We start from the raw sequence: 18,163 nt of genomic DNA on the forward strand, positions 1-18,163 counted from the left end.
GAGATCATCATGCCATTAGTTATCGTTGCAGTTGGAATTCTCGTATTGCTGCTGCTTATTATGGGTTTAAAGCTGAATACGTTTGTTTCACTGCTCATTGTATCGTTTCTTGTCGCTTTAGCTCTCGGGATGCCGCTTGAAACCATCGCTAAAACGATTGAAACAGGAATCGGCGCCACACTTGGACATTTAGCCCTCATTTTTGGACTTGGAGCCATGCTCGGCAAGCTGATTGCTGACTCCGGCGGCGCCCAGCGCATCGCCATGACACTCGTTACTAAATTTGGAGAAAAAAATATCCAGTGGGCCGTAGTCGCTGCTTCTTTCATTATCGGCGTTGCGCTATTTTTCGAGGTAGGATTGGTTCTATTAATTCCAATCGTATTTGCGATTTCAAGAGAATTGAAGATTTCCATCCTGTTTCTTGGGATCCCGATGGCAGCAGCCCTATCGGTTACACACGGATTCCTGCCCCCCCATCCCGGCCCGACGGTCATCGCCGGCGAATATGGTGCAAACCTTGGAGAGGTTCTTCTTTACGGATTTATAATTGCCATTCCTACCGTGATTATCGCCGGCCCCATCTTCACGAAGCTTGCGAAACGACTGGTACCTGCATCCTTTAAGAAAACCGGAAACATCGCTTCACTCGGGGAACAAAAAGTATTCAAGCTTGAAGACACACCAGGCTTTGGAATCAGCGTATTTACCGCGTTGCTTCCAGTTATTTTAATGTCCATTGCCACCATTATTACATTGCTTCAAAAAACAATAGGATTTGAAGACAACGCCGTGCTTGCCTCCATCCGCTTTATCGGTGATGCATCAACGGCGATGCTGATTTCTCTATTAGTTGCCATCTATACGATGGGACTTGCAAGAAAAATTCCGATCAGCACAGTGATGGCATCCTGCACAACCGCCATCACGCAAATCGGAATGATGCTCTTAATCATCGGAGGCGGCGGTGCCTTTAAACAGGTATTAATCGACGGCGGTGTAGGGGAATACGTAGCGGACCTATTTAAAGGATCCTCTCTGTCCCCGATTCTTCTCGCCTGGATCATCGCAGCCATCCTTCGCATCTCACTCGGATCCGCAACCGTTGCCGCTCTTTCAACAGCAGGATTAGTCATTCCGCTGCTAGGCCAATCTGACGTGAACCTGGCTCTGGTCGTTCTTGCAACAGGAGCGGGAAGCCTGATTGCTTCCCATGTGAATGATGCCGGATTCTGGATGTTCAAAGAATACTTCGGATTAACGATGAAAGAGACATTTGCAACATGGACACTCCTTGAAACCATTATCTCTGTCTCAGGACTGGTGTTTATCCTGCTGCTGAGTTTGGTGGTTTGACTTTGTGTTCTTGAATCAATAGGAAAAAGAGGCTTGAACAAAAGGTTTCCGTCTAATAAAAAAACCGAACGATTATTTGAACCTCTGTTATAGAGGTTCTTAATCGTTCGGTTTTTTTGTGTTTCATGCTTTCTTTAAAAGCGCTGTTAAACTTGGCTGTTGATTGCAGCTAGCAGTCGTTCGCTTTCCGCGGGGCGGGCGGTGAGCCTCCTCCTGGCTTCGCCACTGCGGGGTCTCACCTGTCCCGCTGCTCCCGCAGGAGTCTCACGCCTTCCGCTCCAATCAACAGGTGTTTATTATCAAAAACATGCTTTAACATAGCCTTTTCAAAAGAAATATTCGGCTTTAGGACAACAATTTTAGTTATGTCCCAACCTTTTTTTTAGTTCCTCAATCTTTCGTTTTGTACGGTGTCACGAACTTCGATCTTATAACGAATAGCTTGAGGTGGTTGATGGCGGCTCCAGGCTGCACGCCCTTCTATTAAATGTTGCAAAATGAAACTTAATGACTGGAAATTCGTATACTTACTGGACAAACAAAAGAAATAGAGGAGGTACTTTGGTGGAATCCATAACGAAAAAACGAACAAAAGCGTTTCTAATCGATTTGGCCATTTCAAGCGCTGTAACGGCTGGTGTTGAGTATTTACTGCGGAAAAAAGTGAAAAGTGAAGCCGTACATACTTTGATAACACCGACCATAGTAATGTGGACCCTTGAGTACGCACAGATGCGCCAGAGAGGCCAAACCATTGGCTATAAAAAAATGGGACTGGTCCTTGAGAATGAGGATGGTTCAGAACTGACATCCCGTCAAATCATTAAGCGGATGGGATATAGGGATACAGTGAGTACTTTAGATTACTTAAAAAGCCGTGATACGTTCGAAGACAAAGAAGGAGCGATCCTTCCACATGACCGCTTTTCAGGTACAGTAGTAAAAGAGCGTTAGGCGAAAAGCTTGCCGTTATGGCTAATGAAGGGGCCAGTCCCGTCATGCTTCACCGTATCAGGGGACAGAGGCTTGATGTTCTGATCCCTTATGTATCACCGGTTCACACGGTTGGTGCCAGAGCTTTCACACGGTAAAATTTCAGGGGACTGGCACCGTGCCAGTCCCCTTATTCTTCACCGCACCGGGGGACAGAGGCTCATAGCTCTGAGCCCTTACCCATCAAGGGTTCACAATATCGGTGCCAGAGCTTTACTACGGTAAAATCCTGGGGGACTGGCACCTCACTCAGCCCCACGGCCAAAATCCAGCCTTTTAGCTTATTCCAGCCCAGCATTCTCCGAAGCAATCCGCGTTAGTGCCGTCCAATCCTGGTTTTCCCTGCCCTTTGCTGCGGATGCGAGCAAGGAATCATGCAGCAGGCTGGCAAGCGGCATCGGAGCCTTAGCAGCATTTGCTTCCTGCAGAACTAAATTGCAATCCTTGAGCCCAAGTGCGAGCTGAAAGCCTGCAGGCTCGAACTGCCTTTTGGCAATCATCGAACCGTATCCGTTATAAACGGTACAATCAAATAATGTAGAGCTATAAACCTCAGCAGCCAATTCCCGGTCAATCCCATTCTTTTCAGCAAGGTTAAATGATTCGGCCATCGCTTCCATCGCGGCCATAATCATGAAATTCCCGCCAAGTTTAATGACATTGGCATTCCCCGGCTCATCGCCAAGATCAAAAATACGCTGTCCAACGGCTTCCTGTATTGGCTTAATCCGCTCTCTGGCTTCAATTGGTCCTGACGACAGCACAAACAATTTTTGAGCGGCAGCCGCATCCGGACGGCCAAACACAGGAGATGCGACATACGCGCTGTTATGCTTTGCATGAACCTCTGAAAGCTTCCGCGAAGTTTCAGGGGAAACCGTGCTCATAGAAAGATGGATCCCTCCTTCTCCAAGCTTCCGGCCAATTCCATCCTCACCCAATACGATGTCCTCTAACGCCTTGTCGTTTGCAACCATTGTAATGACAATCCCATCAGCACTTACCGTATCCGCAGCTTTCTCCACCTGCTCCGCGCCAGCTTCCACAACGGCCTTCGCCTTTTCCGGTGTGCGATTGTAAACCTTCACTCTGAAACCCGCTTTTAATAGATTCATTACCATCGGTTCTCCCATATTTCCAAGACCGATAAATCCAATTTCTTTTGTCATGTGTAAACTGCCTCCCTTTTTACGTTTTGCTTTTATTTTCTTATACCCTAAATTGATTTTTTCAATAGGGAGGATCGAAACAATCCGGCAGCTGGATAACTTTACTGGGAGCCCTTGAAAACATCTTGAAATTTGAGTTATCCTTAGACATACAATTCCAACTTAAGGCTGTGATAAACATGCGTATTAATAAATTTATCAGTGAGTCCGGCAAGGCGTCCAGACGGGGTGCAGACAAGCTGATTGAAGAAGGCCGGGTCATGATCAATGGCAAAAAGGCGAAAATTGGGGACAGGGTTGAGCCCGGGGACGATGTCCGGGTAAGCGGAGATCAGATTCAAATGTCCAGAAACAATGTGTATCTCGCTTTAAATAAACCAATCGGCATCACCAGCACCACTGAAAAAAATGTAAAGGGCAACATTGTGGATTTGGTCAATCACCCTTTAAGAATTTATAATATCGGACGTCTGGATAAGGAATCCGAGGGCCTGATTCTTTTGACAAACGACGGGGATATCGTGAACGAAATTCTGCGGGCTGAAAATGAGCATGAGAAGGAATACATTGTTTCCGTGGACAAGCCGATTACACCGGAGTTTATAGAAAAAATGGCAAGCGGTGTGAAAATTTTAGGAACGAAAACACTTCCGTGTGAAGTGGAGCAGCTTTCTAAATTCGATTTCAAAATCATCCTGAAGCAGGGATTGAACCGTCAAATCCGCCGGATGTGCGAAGTGCTCGGCTACGAGGTTTTCAGGCTGCAGAGGGTCCGGATCATGAATATCCATTTAGGAAACCTTCCCCCTGGGCAATGGAGAGATCTATCGAAAAAGGAAAAGAATCAGTTATTCAGTGAATTAAATTACTACCCGAAAGAATGGTAAACAAAAAGGATGAGCCAAGCTTAAAACAGCTTGTGCTCATCCTTTTGTTTTAAACCGTCATTTTCCAGCTGGACCGCGCAAGCCATGCTTCATCTTCCTTATAATCCGGAATCATTTTTCCGACAAGGCGCCAGAAGGAGCGGTCGTGATTCAGATGGACCATGTGGCACATTTCGTGAACCACCACATAGTCAATCACCCTCGGCGGCGCCATCGCTAGCCGCCAGTTAAAGGTTAGCCGCAGCCCCGAATCACACGTTCCCCACGTTGTTTTGCTGTCCGTAATGCGGACGGAACGCGGCTTTGTTTTAAAATGTTTTTGATGGGCGGAGATTCTTTTTTCCACCAAACCCTTGCACTGCTGATAATAAAACCGCTTCAGCGCCTGCCTGATTTTTTCTTCCTCCAGCTTGCTTACCACTACATGCAGCTCTTCCCCTTTAAAGGAGACATGATCCTGCTCCGCATGTAAATCTTGATGGATTTTTATGGAATAGGATTTCCCTAAATAAAGAAAGCTCTCTCCCTCTTCATACACCTTTACTTGAGGACCAAGCAGACGCTCCTTATTCTCTTTTACTTTTTGCTGAATCAGATTCCATTTTTCCTCTATTACAGCCAGCACAGCAGCATCCAGAGTGCCTTTTGGAGCCTGGACTTCCACATTTCCATATACATCCACATAGATGCCGATGGAAGAGCGCTTTTTATATTGGATATCAAAGCTGATCGTTTCACCTGAATACGTATGAATCATGATTTCCGCCGTTCCTATTCTCTAAATTTGATCGCTAATCCTTTTAAGAAATTACGGGCATATTTGTCCCCGCATTCTTTATAATTTTTGTGGCCTTCTTTTCTCAGCAAGGCACCCAGCTCACCCTTTGTGACGGTGACACCGGCAAGCTCCAATACCTCAAGCATATCCTCTGCCGTGAAGGATAAGGCGATTTTCACTTTCTTTAACAGCACATTATTTGGATGTCCGAGTGTCATTTCAGGTCTTCCAGGCTGGCCCTCCTGCTTCCCTCTTTTAAATACAATAAGGCCGTTTAAAAATGACTCGAACATGAACGGACTGCACGGGATATGGTCTTCGTTTTCTTCATAAACATCATCCTCATTGGATTTTGTGAGGATTTTTCTTACATCTTCTCTGGAAACCTCAACGCCGCCGTATCCAAAAATCTCTTCCACCTCGGAATTTCTCAAATCAAGTGCATATCGTAATCGTATTAGACGATCATTATTATCCATATTCATGGCTATCTCCTGTTTGCGGACTTTAAGCAGAACCGTCCATCGTTTATTTTTATTCTTTAAATCATTAGTCTAACACGATAAGAATAAGTTTTATAGAGACCCTTACGAAACAGGATTGACATTTTCTTCAATTTGGATATACTAATACAAAATATAATGATATTCCAGGACTGGGAGAGTATCTGTTAACTGATGTCAAAGCGAGCCGGGGCGGTGTAAGCCGGTACAGGGGTTAACAGGGAAACGGACCCACGAGAATGGCTTCTGAACTCATACAGTAGGAGGCCACGGCTAAAAACCGTTATTTTATTGAGTGGTTAAACAGATGTTTAACAACAAGAGTGGTACCGCGAATGCTTAAGCCTTCGTCTCTTATACAGAGACGGAGGCTTTTTTATTTTGGAGGAGGGATGAAATGATCAGTAAAGTATTTGAAAGCCGAATCGAGAACACCGTTCAAAGCCTTTTTAAAAAGCTTGGCCTCGTATATAACGGGGAAATCAAGATTCATATTGAGCAGCCAGCCCACTTGGAGCATGGAGATTATTCCACCAATATTGCCATGCAGCTTGGCAAATCTCTGCGCAAGGCGCCTATTGAAATTGCCGGCATGCTGAAAACGCAGCTGGAAGAGGAAAGCAGCACGGATCAGCTGATTAGCAAAATTGACATTGCTCCACCCGGGTTTATCAATTTGTATATAGATTGGAACCATTGGGCTAACAACGACTTCGCCCTGCCTGTGATGACAGGTCAAAAAGCCGTGATTGAGCATACATCGATCAATCCGAATAAGTCCGCACATATCGGTCACCTCCGTAATTCATGTATCGGCGATGTCCTCGTCCGCCTGCTGAAAAGAAAGGGCTTTGAGGTCGAGGTGCACAACTATATTGATGATTTAGGGAATCAGCTGGCAGATACAGTTGTAGGCATTTTGAACATCCCTGAGAAAAAGGAACACTCCCGATTTGGAGACTTTTGCTGGGACATTTACTCAAAGGTCAATGAAGAGTATGAGGAGAATCCGCCCCTTCTGGAGGAGCGGACGACCGTCCTCCATGCCATTGAAGAAGGCAAAGATAATCTAGCGTGGATCGGTTCTCTTGTTGCGGAGCGGATTGTGCGTGAGCATCTTGAAGAAATGAATGAGTTTGGCATATGCTATGACCTGCTCGTATGGGAAAGCCATATTGTAAGGCAGGGATTTTGGGCTTCCGCATTTCATTTACTGAAACAAACGGAGCTATTTCACCTTGAAACGTCCGGGAAGCTTAAAGGATGCTGGGTATTGAAGCAGCCCTCGGCTGAAAATGAAGAAAATGATTTGGAGCATAACCAGGATAAGGTTTTGGTTCGTTCCAACGGAATTTTAACGTATACCGCTAAGGATATCGCCTATCATCTATGGAAATTCGGATTGCTTGAGAACGATTTTTTGTATAAGCGCTTTACTGAAGACCTTTGGACGACAAGCACCACTGGCAACCGTTTATCATACGGGAAGGCCGACCTTGTCATCAATGTCATCGACTACCGCCAGGCATATCCGCAGGCTATGGTGAAGCAAGCGCTCGAAGTTCTTGGGTTTACAAAACAAGCCGAAGAGCTCCGTCATGTAAGTTACGGAGTGGTGTCCCTCAGTCCCCGTGCTGCTAAGGAACTCGGTATCGACATCTCAAGCGGCAAAGCGTCATATGCGATGTCAGGCAGACAGGGAATCGGCATTAAAATTGCGGAACTGCTGGACAGCATGGAGAGTATTATTGAACAGACCCGTTCAGAGAAAAACGGGCTCTCGAGCAGAGCGATTGCCGCGGCCTCCATCCGCTACTATCTGCTTCGATTCAGCCTTTTGACCGAGGTCATCTTTGATATTCAGCAGGCCACAGAAGTCACCGGAAATACAGGTGTCTACCTAATGTATTCCCACGCCCGGGCAGCAAGTGTTTTAACGAAAGCCGGCACAGGGTTCAAAAAGCCAAATGAAATCAGCCATCTGGAAAAAGCAGAATATGCCTTAATCCGCCACATTGCAGCCTGGCCGGACACCCTGGAAGCTGCCTGCAGCGAGCTCTCGCCCAGCACAATCTGCACCTATGCCCATGAACTTGCCACCCTTTTCAATAACTTTTACGCGGCCTGCCCAATCATGAGAGCGGACAATGATCAAAAAGCCTTAAGATTATGGCTTACCTCTCAATTTAAAGTGACCATGGGAGATGCCCTCGGTGTTCTCGGGCTGCCGGCACCTGAGCGGATGTAGGGGTTTGAAGGCAAGTAGGTGTTTAAAGTCAACGATCCATTCTATATTTAACCCGCTTCGAACTCTTAGGGCGGGTTTTTATTTTTTTGATTAGAGCAAGAGATTGTTTTAAGAAAAATCACGAATCTTCAAAAATTTATAGAGATATAAGTCCGTCTTGATGATAAACTCATATCAATAAGTCGTTTTTTCATAGTTAAAACGCTACACCCTTTTGAAAACGCTTTCCTATTGTTAAAATTCTGCTCTAAAGAGGTTGATGAACAATGACAATGCTGATAAAGGAACCATCGATTTTTAATCATAGCGGGAAAAAGATTGTGACGGAGGACCGGGAGATTTCCATCATTGCGAGGATTGAGGAGCCAATGATCGCCATTCTCGGAAATGTATTGAGTAGTGAGGAATGCGAAGAACTCATTGATTTATCAAAGGAACACATGAACCGTTCCAAGATTGGATCAGGGAGAGATGTAAGCGGGATTCGGACGAGCAGCGGCACGTTCCTGCCGGAATCAGAACACGGTGTGACGGCGCGGATTGAAAGACGGGTGGCCCAGATTATGAATATTCCCTCAAGTCATGGAGAAGGGCTTCATATATTAAATTATAAACCGGGAGAAGAGTACAAAGCTCACCACGACTATTTTAAGACGGCCGCGAACCCAAGAATCAGCACACTGGTCATGTACTTGAATGATGTGGAGGAAGGCGGGGAAACGTACTTCCCTCATCTGAAGCTCTCCATTCCCCCTCAAAAAGGGATGGCTGTCTACTTTGAATACTTCTATCAGGATTCTTCTCTCAATGAATTAACCCTGCACGGAGGCGCCCCTGTCCAAAGAGGAGAAAAATGGGCCGCAACGGTATGGGCAAGGAGAAAGCAGGTTCGTTGAATACGAAATAAGCCGGATAAGGCACCACTCGCAATGGGGCCTATCCGGCTTTTTCCTTTAGCATTCTCTTTGTCTTTCGATTCTAAGCTTTAACTTAGGACCAGTTTTTTTTTACTCAGACCAAGCGTTTCCGCTGTTGAAGTGAAAATCTCCTGGAAAAGAGCAGGATTTTCGGTTAAGGACCGGCCGTAAGAAGGAATCATTTCCTTTATTTTCGGTTCCCATTCATTCATATGCTGCGGGAAGCATTGATTCAGTACTTCAAGCATGACTTGAACGGCCGTGGAAGCGCCTGGAGAAGCACCGAGCAAGGCAGCAATCGAGCCGTCAGCCGCGCTGACCACTTCTGTACCGAATTGAAGAGTCCCTTTTCCTCCAGCCTCCGTATCCTTAATGACTTGGACACGCTGACCGGCAATGACAACACTCCAATCCTCGCTTTTTGCATTTGGAATGAACTCACGCAGTTCATCCATGCGCTTCTCATTTGACAGGAGGACTTGCTGGATCAAATACTTCGTCAAACCCATCTCCTTTACGCCGGCCGCAAGCATCGTGAATAAATTGTTCGGTTTGACGGAGCCGATCAGATCCAAATTGGATCCCGTTTTTAAGAACTTCGGCGAAAAGCCGGCGAACGGTCCGAACAGCAAGGATTTTTTGTTGTCGATGTACCGTGTATCCAGATGCGGGACTGACATAGGCGGCGCCCCCACCTTTGCTTTCCCGTATACTTTCGCATGATGCTGTTCCACCACTTCCGGATTGCTGCACACTAAGAATAGTCCGCTTACCGGGAAGCCTCCAATTTGCTTCGACTCAGGAATACCGGTTTTTTGCAGCAATGGCAGACTGCCTCCTCCGCCGCCGATGAAGACGAATTTCGCTGTATGGTATTCCGTTTTACCGCTTTCATTATTATGCACTTTCAGTTCCCACGATCCGTCGCCCGCGCGTTTTAAATCCTTCACACTATGACCGTAATGAATCTCAACGTTCTGCTGCTGCAGGTGTTCAAACAGCAGGCGGGTCAGCGCGCCGAAGTTTACATCCGTTCCGGAATCGATCTTTGTGGCAGCAAGCCGTTCATTCGCCGGGCGGCCCTCCATAATCAGCGGCATCCATTCCTTCAGCTGTTCAGGATCCTCTGAAAATTCCATTCCCTGGAACAGAGGATTTTCTGAGAGCGCTTTAAATCGTTTTTTCAGAAAAGCAATATCCTTCTCGCCCTGCACCATACTCATATGCGGAATCGGCATGATAAAATCCTGCGGCTGGCGAATCAGATTGCGGTCTACCAGATACGACCAGAATTGTCTTGAAACCTGGAACTGTTCATTAATGGCAACGGCCTTGCGGATATCAATCGATCCATCCGGCTTTTCCGTTGTATAGTTAAGCTCACAAAGGGCAGAGTGTCCCGTCCCGGCATTGTTCCATTCATTTGAGCTCTCTTCTCCGGCGCTTGAAAGCTTCTCAAACACCTTGATTTCCCATTCAGGTGCCAATTCTTTCAATATGGATCCCAGCGTTGCGCTCATGACTCCAGCACCAATTAAAATAACGTCTGTTTTCTTCTGCATGCTGTTCATTATGACCTTCCTCATCCCCTAAAGTTGTAAAAAAGAGCCGTTCCCCCTAATTTAAAGGCGAACCGCTTAAATTTAAGTTAAAACACACTCTTTCTATCCCATAATGATGGTGTATGAACATTACCTTTATCTGATAATTATAAACTATTTAAAACTAATAAAAAAGTTGGAATTTAGGAATAATGGGCTGAGAATATGCAAAAGTGATCCTTATGAGGGTGTATTTGTTCCGCTTGGAAGCCATACCTTAGCAAAAGTATTATTACACTCATAATAATCTTATAAACACATTGGGTTCAAAAGGCCTTTCATCACGAAGAATCCGGCCGGGAGCTAAGCTATAAATGAATATTGGAATAATACCAATTTAAGTTTTTCAGAAAAAATAGCTGTATAGCAAACGTTCCCGATTTTTGTATTTTTAACTGCCCCATTAATGGGATCGATCTCTGTTCCGGATGAAAGAATCGACAAGCGCAGATTGACTATTTTCTTACCTTTCCCAGTCAAACTTCCGACTTCATCGTTTCTTTTTTCAGAAGGTGTCCGTCAACCTTCAATGAAATGTCCCTATTTATCTTTGATCGAGATAATCAATTACTCTTCCCTATCATCATTTCCCTCACCAATTGGCGGTTTCGTTTTTGAAAGACTTCATTGTGGGAGGATACCATAGCAAATTTCTGAGCGGTTGGCTCGATATATTGCTTTGCTTTGTTCACAGCATTTGCTGCATCCTGGAAACAGCCGGCGATTAAATTTACTTTTCCTTCATAGCTGATGATATCTCCAGCGGCATAAATTCCCTCAACGGACGTTTCGCTCGTTGAGTTCCCGGCAATGTAGAAGTCATCGGCCATTTCTATTTGCAGCCCGCTGTTTTTAAGCAGGCTCGTATCCTGTTCATAACCATGATTGATGATCACGTCATCCACGTTTAAATCAGCAGTCTCCCCGGTTTCCAAATTCTTTAGGACAACGGTTTTAATTTTTTCATGCTGCTCACAGGCGACCAATTTCATAATCGCTGTATTCGGAAGACATGTCACAGAGCTGTTCAGCAGCTGCATTACCTGTGCCTCATGACCTGAGAGATTTTCCTTCCGGTATGTGATGTACACTTTTTTTGCGAAGGGCTCTAATTCGTGCGCCCAATCAATGGCTGAATTTCCCCCGCCGGAAATCACCACGGTTTTATCTTTAAATCTCATTAAGGAAGGAATCGTGTAGTGGATATTCGCTACTTCGAACTTCTCTGCTCCTTCAATCTCCAGCTTTTTCGGCTTTAGAATGCCGCTTCCGACTGCAATGATCACTGTCTTCGACCTATGGACGCTGCCTGACGAGCCTCTCAATGTGTAGGATCGATCCGGCTCCTGGGTAATGGCTTCAATTTTTTCGTTCAGAACAATCTCCGGATCGAAGGTTAACCCCTGCTGAATGAGCTGGTCCATTAATTCGGCACCTGCAGTCGGGGTGATTCCTCCCACATCCCAGATCATCTTCTCAGGGTACACTTGAATTTTCCCGCCCAGCGCTGGCTGAAATTCCACAATCTTTGTCTTCATGCCTCTTAACCCGCTGTAAAAAGCCGAATACAAACCAGCCGGCCCGCCTCCGATGATCGTCACATCAAATAAATCCTCTACAGCCATTTCCGTCCACTCCCAGTCAATCGTAATTGATTATCATTATCAATAAGAATAAGGGATTTTCATCGTATTTACAATCGAAAATCCTGAAAACAGCTACTGTGACGCACATCCCTGTTAAAAATCCTGTTGACACTATGCTGAGGCGGAAGATATAGTAAGTTCATACTGATAATGATTATCATTATTATTGCTGTGCTTGTAAAAAAGGAGGGGGATAGGATGGCACGGGTCTCTGCAAACGATTTGACCATCGGCTACGGCGAAGATCTCATTGTCAAAAATCTGAACGTACAGATACCGGATAAACGGGTAACGGCCATCATCGGCTCCAACGGCTGCGGAAAATCCACACTGCTTAAAGCGATGACGAGAATTATTTCCCACCGTTCCGGATCGGTCCTTTTAGACGGAAAAGAAATATCAAAGGAAAATACGAAAATCCTGGCGAAGAAAATGGCCATCCTTCCTCAAACCCCTGAAGCCGCAGCAGGTTTGACGGTCGGCGAACTCGTATCCTATGGCCGGTTTCCTTATCAAAAGGGATTTGGGAGATTGACCTCTAAGGATCTGGATGTCATAGAATGGGCGTGTGAAGTAACCGGGATTGCGGATTACAAATACCGTCCTGTGGATTCCTTATCCGGCGGACAGCGCCAGCGGGTTTGGATTGCCATGGCTCTCGCACAGGAAACTGAAATCATCTTTTTAGATGAACCAACGACCTACCTTGATATGGCCCACCAGCTCGAGGTGCTGGAGCTGCTCCAATCGCTCAACCGCGAACAGGGAAGGACCATTGTCATGGTACTTCATGACTTGAACCAGGCGGCGAGGTTCGCTGATTATATGATTGCCATGAAAAACGGAAAGCTTGTGAAAGCAGGCACTCCGGAGGATATGATGACTCCGGATACTTTAAGAGACGTTTTTCAGATTGATGCCGTAATTGGACGCGATCCGAATACACATAAACCCATGTGCATGACCTACAACTTAATAAAAGGAGAAAAGATACATGAAGAAACGATTCGTTCCGATTATGCTGGCACTGGTTCTGCTTATTAGTGCCTGCGGTAAACAAGAAGAAACAGGAGAAAAAAGGGGCGCCTCAAAGGAATCAGGAACCTTTACATATGAATCAGAAACAGGACCGGTGAAGGTTCCGGCAAATCCGAAGCGCGTAGTCATGCTCTCAGGGTTTACAGGAAATGTCCTGCAGCTGGGAGTGAATGTGGTTGGAGCAGATGTCTGGTCCAAAAACAATCCAACGTTTTCAAAAGAAATGAAAGATGTTGCGGAAGTTTCGGATGAAAACCTGGAGAAAATTATTGAACTGGAACCCGACTTGATTATCGGTTTATCCAATATTAAAAACATCGATAAACTAAAAGAGATTGCCCCTACGGTTACCTATACGTGGGGGAAACTCGATTATTTAAATCAGCATATTGAAATTGGCAAGCTATTGAACAAAGAAAAGGAAGCAAAAGCTTGGGTGGATGACTTTAAAAAGCGGACGGCGGCAGCCGGGGACGAAATCCGCGGAAAAATCGGAGAAGATGCAACGGTATCCGTCATCGAAGCCTTCGGAAAGGACCTTTATGTGTACGGGAATAACTGGGCTCGCGGAACAGAGATTCTCTATCAGGGAATGAAACTGAAAATGCCTGCGAAAGTGGAAGAAGTTGCGCTGAAGTCCGGATACTATACCCTTTCAGCTGAAGTATTGCCTGACTATGCCGGAGACTATGTCATTTTAAGCAAATATTCCGATGCTGACACAGCTTTTGAAGAAACCCAAACCTTCAAGAATATTCCTGCTGTTAAAAACGGGCGTCTGTTTGAAATGAAGGGAGAGGGTGCTTCATTCAGCGACCCAATTACACTGGAAAAACAACTGGAGTTCATCAAGAAGTCCTTTTTGAATACCTGATATCCATCAGAGCCGGTTTCGCTGCAGGGCTTCCCGTTCCGCAGCGAAATTGTCTTCCAGCTGCTATCCCCTTTTTTATTTGAGGAAAGGAATCCTTTAGAATCCATGGCAAAATACTCGTTTCATTCCATTTCATTTGCATATAAAATAGCTGCCGCAATGCTTTTGCTTGCGGCTATGTTTGCCATCGCGATGATTTTCGGTGCAGCAGATGTGACACTGAAGGATCTTTGGCTTGCCCTGACAACCAGTTCAGCGGAAAAAAAATTAACCGTCATCCGTGAAATCCGGCTGCCGCGGGAAATAGGAGCCGCCTTTGTGGGAGCGGCTCTTGCCGTTTCCGGCGCGGTCATGCAGGGGTTAACAAGAAATCCGCTTGCCGATCCAGGATTATTGGGATTGTCCGCAGGGGCCTATGCGGCATTGGCTGTCACTCTGGCCCTATTTGAATCAGCCAATTACTTTGTAACGATGGCCGCCTGCTTTATAGGAGCCGGGACAGGTGCTATGTTGGTCTTTGGAATCAGCTCAATCAGGAGGGGAGGATTCTCTCCGCTTCGCATCGTCCTCGGAGGGGCGGCTATCTCTGCTTTTCTCTATGCCATCGCGGATGGAGTCAAACTTTATTTTAAGGTTTCTAAAAGCGTCACCACATGGACATCCGGGGGATTAATCGGTACGAACTGGAGTCAGCTGCAAGTCATTGCGCCGCTTATTTTGATCGGGCTGCTTGCAGCATTCCTTCTTTCCAGACAGCTCACGATTTTATCTTTAAGTGAAGAAATTTCGGTTGGTTTAGGCCAGAAAACGAGATACATGAAAGGCATTTTATTTCTGGCCGTTATCATTCTGACAGGGTCATCGGTTGCGCTGGCGGGGAATTTGGTGTTCATCGGACTTATGGTCCCGCACTTTGTCCGGATGTTTACAGGAACGGACTACCGGTTTGTCCTGCCGATGTCAGCGATTGCCGGAGCTTTATTTATGCTTTTTGCCGATACCACCGGCCGGACGCTGAATGCTCCGTTTGAGACCCCTGTCGCCGCCATTGTGGCCATGCTTGGGCTTCCCTTTTTCCTTCTCATTGTCCGGAGAGGAGGGACATCCATCCGATGATTCATCCGGCGCTCAAGAAAAAACAACGCATCGCTGTCCTTGCTTCTCTGTTACTGATTGTCGCTACGATTGCTGTCAGCCTTGGAATGGGGGCCGCTTCTGTTTCGTTTGACAGGATCATCCCCGCGCTGCTTGGCCAGGGAACGTTCAAAGAAGAATTTGTTTTATTCGACATCCGGCTGCCCAGAATCCTCATTACTCTGCTTGCCGGCATGGCTCTCTCTTTATCAGGTGCTATTCTGCAGGGAATGACAAGAAATGATCTCGTTGATCCGGGATTTATGGGCATCAACTCCGGCGCGGGGCTTGCCATTACCGTTTTCTTTTTATTTTTCCCTGTAGAGGCAGGTTCCTTTATCTATGCGCTTCCGCTTATCGCCTTTATAGGAGCTCTCCTGACGGCTATGACCATCTACTTTTTTGCCGTCGGCAAGAATACAGGATTGCAGCCGGTCACACTCGTGCTCATCGGGGTCGGATTCTCCATGGCCCTCTCAGGGGCAATGATTGTCCTGATATCCTCTGCCGATCAAATGAAGGTCGATTTTATCGCCAGATGGCTAGCCGGGAATATATGGGGAACGGACTGGCCGTTTATCTGGGCTCTGCTCCCATGGCTCATTGTCCTCATTCCTTTTGCTCTTTATAAAGCGAACACGCTGAATTTACTCAGCTTAAGTGAACCCGTATCCATTGGGGCGGGAGTTGCATTGCACAAAGAGCGGCTGATTCTTCTTCTGACCGCTGTCGCACTTGCTGCCTCCACTGTATCCGTAACCGGGGGCATCTCATTTATCGGACTGATGGCCCCGCACATAGCAAAAGCCATCACCGGCCCGAGAAGCCAGCTGTATATTCCTGTGGCCATCCTCCTCGGCGGCTGGCTGCTGCTATTCGCCGACACAATCGGGCGAAATATTCTTGAGCCTGGCGGGGTACCCGCAGGTATCATGGTGTCACTGATTGGGGCTCCTTATTTCATCTATTTGCTCCTGAAGAAATGAATGACGAAAAAAAGTATTGGGAAATGGTCCCCAATACTTTTTTGCTGTTTCCTTGTTACTTACTGGATACAGGCTCCCCTGAAAAACTGCTTACCCGGTTTCGTCCGGCTTCCTTCGAAGCATACAGCGCCTTATCCGCTTCATGTAACACCTGATAAAGAGTCTTCGCATGCCCATACGTATCTTTGTTTTTTTTAAAAAACAATATCCGCCAATATGGCTGCAAAGGCAGCCTCATGCTTCTGTGCTGCCTCAAACGCCGCTCCGCCATAACGAAAAAAAGGCACGCCGGTTATAGATGCCTGTCAGCTCATCGTAATAGGCATAGTGCTCGAGCTTATTTTGCAGCCGTTTCAGTTCCAACTCCCTGAGATGCCAAATGAACATGCTCCCGGCATCTGCAATTTAAATCAATAAAACTTATAACAGGGCTGTTTCATTCAGCTCTCTTTTTTATGAACTGTTTGATAAAGCAGGAAGATAAATCTTCACCGTCGTTCCTTCGCCTTCTTCACTTTGAATTTCCATTCTCCCCTGATGGTTTTCGATGATGTTCAAACTGGTCATGAGTCCGAGTCCTGTGCCCTTTTCTTTGGTTGAATAGAAGGGTTCGCCTATTTTAGCGAGCCGCTCTTGCGGGATTCCGCACCCATTGTCCTGAATCTGAATGCAGGCCAATCCTCCTTCAGTGAAAGTGGAAATGGAAACCGTGCCTTGTGCGGCAAGGGATTCCAGAGCGTTCCGAAGGACATTAAGGAATACTTGCTTGAGCGAATTTTCATCTCCGGATACGGGCGGTGTGGCTTCAAGGTGAAGAGTGATCTGCTTGTTTTCCATTAGTGCTTCCGTTTGAATAAGATGGACGACCTGCTTCACGAGATCATTCACTTGTATGTGATTCATTTTCCGATTATTAGGCTTAGCCATCGCTAAAAATTCTGTAATAATCGTTTCAATCCTCTTGATTTCGTTTAAGATGACATCGATAAATACCGGATTGTATTCTTTTGTCTTGGACAGCAAGGTAATAAACCCTTTAATCGGAGTAAGAGGGTTACGGATTTCATGGGCCACCGCTGCGGCCATTTGCCCGACAATGGCAAGTCTTTCTGATTTTCGCAAGAGCTCATACGTATCAATTCTCTGCTGCACATCTCTGGAAATTGAAATCAATTCCGTCAGTTCGCCTGTTTTTTCATCAACCACCGGTTTTATATCCGTTTCCACCCAAATATACGAGCCATCCAATTTTCTTACCCGGTATGAAACCAAGGGCATCATTATTTTCTTCTCTGCTAATTGGAGATGATGTTTCCTTACTATGGGTATATCTTCTGAATGGATATAGTCATACGGGCTGCAGCCAATAAGCTGTGAGGGTTCATAGCCTAATAGCGTTTTGAAAGAAGGCGATAGATATTGGTACGTTCCATCAGGATCGTGAAGCATGACCAAGTCTGAAGAATGCTCTGCCAGTAATCTATATTTTTTCTCACTGCTCCTTAATGACTCGTTCATTCTAAGTTTTTCAGTGGTATCCAATACTTGAGCAAAGATATATTGTTTTTCCGTTTCCGGGTCAGATATAAGCGAAACGTTCAGTGTTCCGTACAATAGCCTGCCAGACTTATGATAATAGCGTTTTTCCAACTGGTAATAGGATCGTTTTCCGCTGATCAGCTCCTGCATAAAAATCGAATCCGTTTCATAATCTTCACGCGGTGAAATATCCTTAATGGCCATATGGGCCCATTCTTCCCTTGTATATCCCAAATAATCGAAAAATGCCTGGTTCTGGAGCATTGCTGATAAATCAAGGGATATTAGGACTTGCGGAATATGTGACTGCTCAAATACTTCTCTAAATAATTCAGACCGTACCATAATAGCCCCCTAAAAAGTGACAGTCTACCAAGAATAGATTACCAAACCTTAAGATGCCGTACAAAACAAATTCCCAGTATTCCATCTCCCATAACCTCTTTCCTATCAAAATTCCCATGGTCTGCTGAACAAAATAGCAGCACAGACGG

Annotated in this window: 15 protein-coding genes and 1 other annotated feature; of the genes, 9 read left to right on the plus strand and 6 right to left on the minus strand. The window is 45.9% G+C overall.

The features are described from left to right. Positions 1-9: 9 nt before the first annotated feature. Both CEF21_RS01175 and CEF21_RS01180 read left to right on the plus strand, forming a co-directional pair. The gene (locus CEF21_RS01175; RefSeq protein WP_123913047.1) at positions 10-1,356 is read left to right on the plus strand and encodes a GntP family permease; all 1,347 of its coding nucleotides are present in this window, start codon (positions 10-12) and stop codon (positions 1,354-1,356) included. Positions 1,357-1,920: 564 nt separating this feature from the next. Next, positions 1,921-2,310 (plus strand): RDD family protein, encoded by a 390-nt coding sequence (locus tag CEF21_RS01180; protein ID WP_123913048.1) that lies wholly within the window; start codon positions 1,921-1,923, stop codon positions 2,308-2,310. 320 nt (positions 2,311-2,630) lie between these two features. Here CEF21_RS01180 and CEF21_RS01185 read toward each other — a convergent pair whose 3' ends face one another. Further along, entirely contained in the window at positions 2,631-3,518 is an 888-nt protein-coding gene (locus tag CEF21_RS01185; protein WP_123913049.1) for an NAD(P)-dependent oxidoreductase, read from the minus strand. A 179-nt stretch (positions 3,519-3,697) separates the two neighbouring features. Here CEF21_RS01185 and rluF point away from each other — a divergent pair, with 179 nt between their 5' ends. After that, positions 3,698-4,405, plus strand: coding sequence for a 23S rRNA pseudouridine(2604) synthase RluF (gene rluF, locus CEF21_RS01190; RefSeq protein WP_123913050.1), 708 nt, complete (start codon positions 3,698-3,700; stop codon positions 4,403-4,405). 49 nt (positions 4,406-4,454) lie between these two features. Here the strand turns inward: rluF and CEF21_RS01195 are convergent, their stop codons facing one another. Both CEF21_RS01195 and CEF21_RS01200 read right to left on the minus strand, forming a co-directional pair. Further along, entirely contained in the window at positions 4,455-5,162 is a 708-nt protein-coding gene (locus CEF21_RS01195) for a M48 family metallopeptidase (protein ID WP_123913051.1), read from the minus strand. A 14-nt stretch (positions 5,163-5,176) separates the two neighbouring features. Further along, the gene (locus CEF21_RS01200; protein ID WP_123919885.1) at positions 5,177-5,662 is read right to left on the minus strand and encodes a YehS family protein; all 486 of its coding nucleotides are present in this window, start codon (positions 5,660-5,662) and stop codon (positions 5,177-5,179) included. 163 nt (positions 5,663-5,825) lie between these two features. Then, positions 5,826-6,044: a binding site (T-box leader), on the plus strand. Between the two features lie 39 nt (positions 6,045-6,083). Here CEF21_RS01200 and CEF21_RS01205 point away from each other — a divergent pair. Beyond that, positions 6,084-7,934: an arginine--tRNA ligase gene (locus tag CEF21_RS01205; protein ID WP_123913052.1), complete on the plus strand. Its 1,851-nt coding sequence runs from the start codon at positions 6,084-6,086 to the stop codon at positions 7,932-7,934. Positions 7,935-8,200: 266 nt separating this feature from the next. Then, positions 8,201-8,830, plus strand: coding sequence for a 2OG-Fe(II) oxygenase (locus CEF21_RS01210; protein ID WP_123913053.1), 630 nt, complete (start codon positions 8,201-8,203; stop codon positions 8,828-8,830). Between the two features lie 89 nt (positions 8,831-8,919). On the opposite strand, the gene CEF21_RS01215 is transcribed toward CEF21_RS01210, so the two are convergent. After that, positions 8,920-10,422, minus strand: a complete 1,503-nt coding sequence (locus CEF21_RS01215; protein ID WP_123913054.1) for a malate:quinone oxidoreductase — start codon at positions 10,420-10,422, stop codon at positions 8,920-8,922. 593 nt (positions 10,423-11,015) lie between these two features. After that, a complete protein-coding gene (locus CEF21_RS01220; RefSeq protein ID WP_123913055.1) occupies positions 11,016-12,077 on the minus strand; it encodes an NAD(P)/FAD-dependent oxidoreductase in 1,062 nt (353 codons plus the stop codon). Between the two features lie 219 nt (positions 12,078-12,296). Between CEF21_RS01220 and CEF21_RS01225 the strand changes: the two genes are divergently transcribed. The 4 genes from CEF21_RS01225 (at position 12,297) to CEF21_RS01240 (ending at position 16,130) form a co-directional block, all read left to right on the plus strand. Next, positions 12,297-13,142 carry an ABC transporter ATP-binding protein gene (locus tag CEF21_RS01225; RefSeq protein ID WP_123913056.1) on the plus strand — a complete coding sequence of 282 codons (846 nt, stop codon included), beginning with the start codon at positions 12,297-12,299 and terminating at the stop codon, positions 13,140-13,142. Further along, positions 13,093-14,010, plus strand: coding sequence for an iron-hydroxamate ABC transporter substrate-binding protein (locus CEF21_RS01230; RefSeq protein WP_123913057.1), 918 nt, complete (start codon positions 13,093-13,095; stop codon positions 14,008-14,010). Before CEF21_RS01225 ends, CEF21_RS01230 begins: the two co-directional genes overlap by 50 nt. A 105-nt stretch (positions 14,011-14,115) precedes the next feature. Further along, on the plus strand, positions 14,116-15,126 hold the full coding sequence (locus CEF21_RS01235; RefSeq protein ID WP_123913058.1) for a FecCD family ABC transporter permease: 1,011 nt from the start codon (positions 14,116-14,118) through the stop codon (positions 15,124-15,126). Beyond that, positions 15,123-16,130 carry a FecCD family ABC transporter permease gene (locus CEF21_RS01240; RefSeq protein WP_123913059.1) on the plus strand — a complete coding sequence of 336 codons (1,008 nt, stop codon included), beginning with the start codon at positions 15,123-15,125 and terminating at the stop codon, positions 16,128-16,130. Before CEF21_RS01235 ends, CEF21_RS01240 begins: the two co-directional genes overlap by 4 nt. A 453-nt stretch (positions 16,131-16,583) precedes the next feature. Here CEF21_RS01240 and CEF21_RS01245 read toward each other — a convergent pair whose 3' ends face one another. Continuing rightward, complete coding sequence (locus CEF21_RS01245; protein WP_123913060.1) at positions 16,584-18,014, minus strand: PAS domain-containing sensor histidine kinase; 1,431 nt, start codon at positions 18,012-18,014, stop codon at positions 16,584-16,586. Positions 18,015-18,163: the final 149 nt, after the last annotated feature.

The sequence above is a fragment of the Bacillus sp. FJAT-42376 genome (genome assembly GCF_003816055.1).
GTDB lineage: Bacteria > Bacillota > Bacilli > Bacillales > Bacillaceae > Metabacillus_B.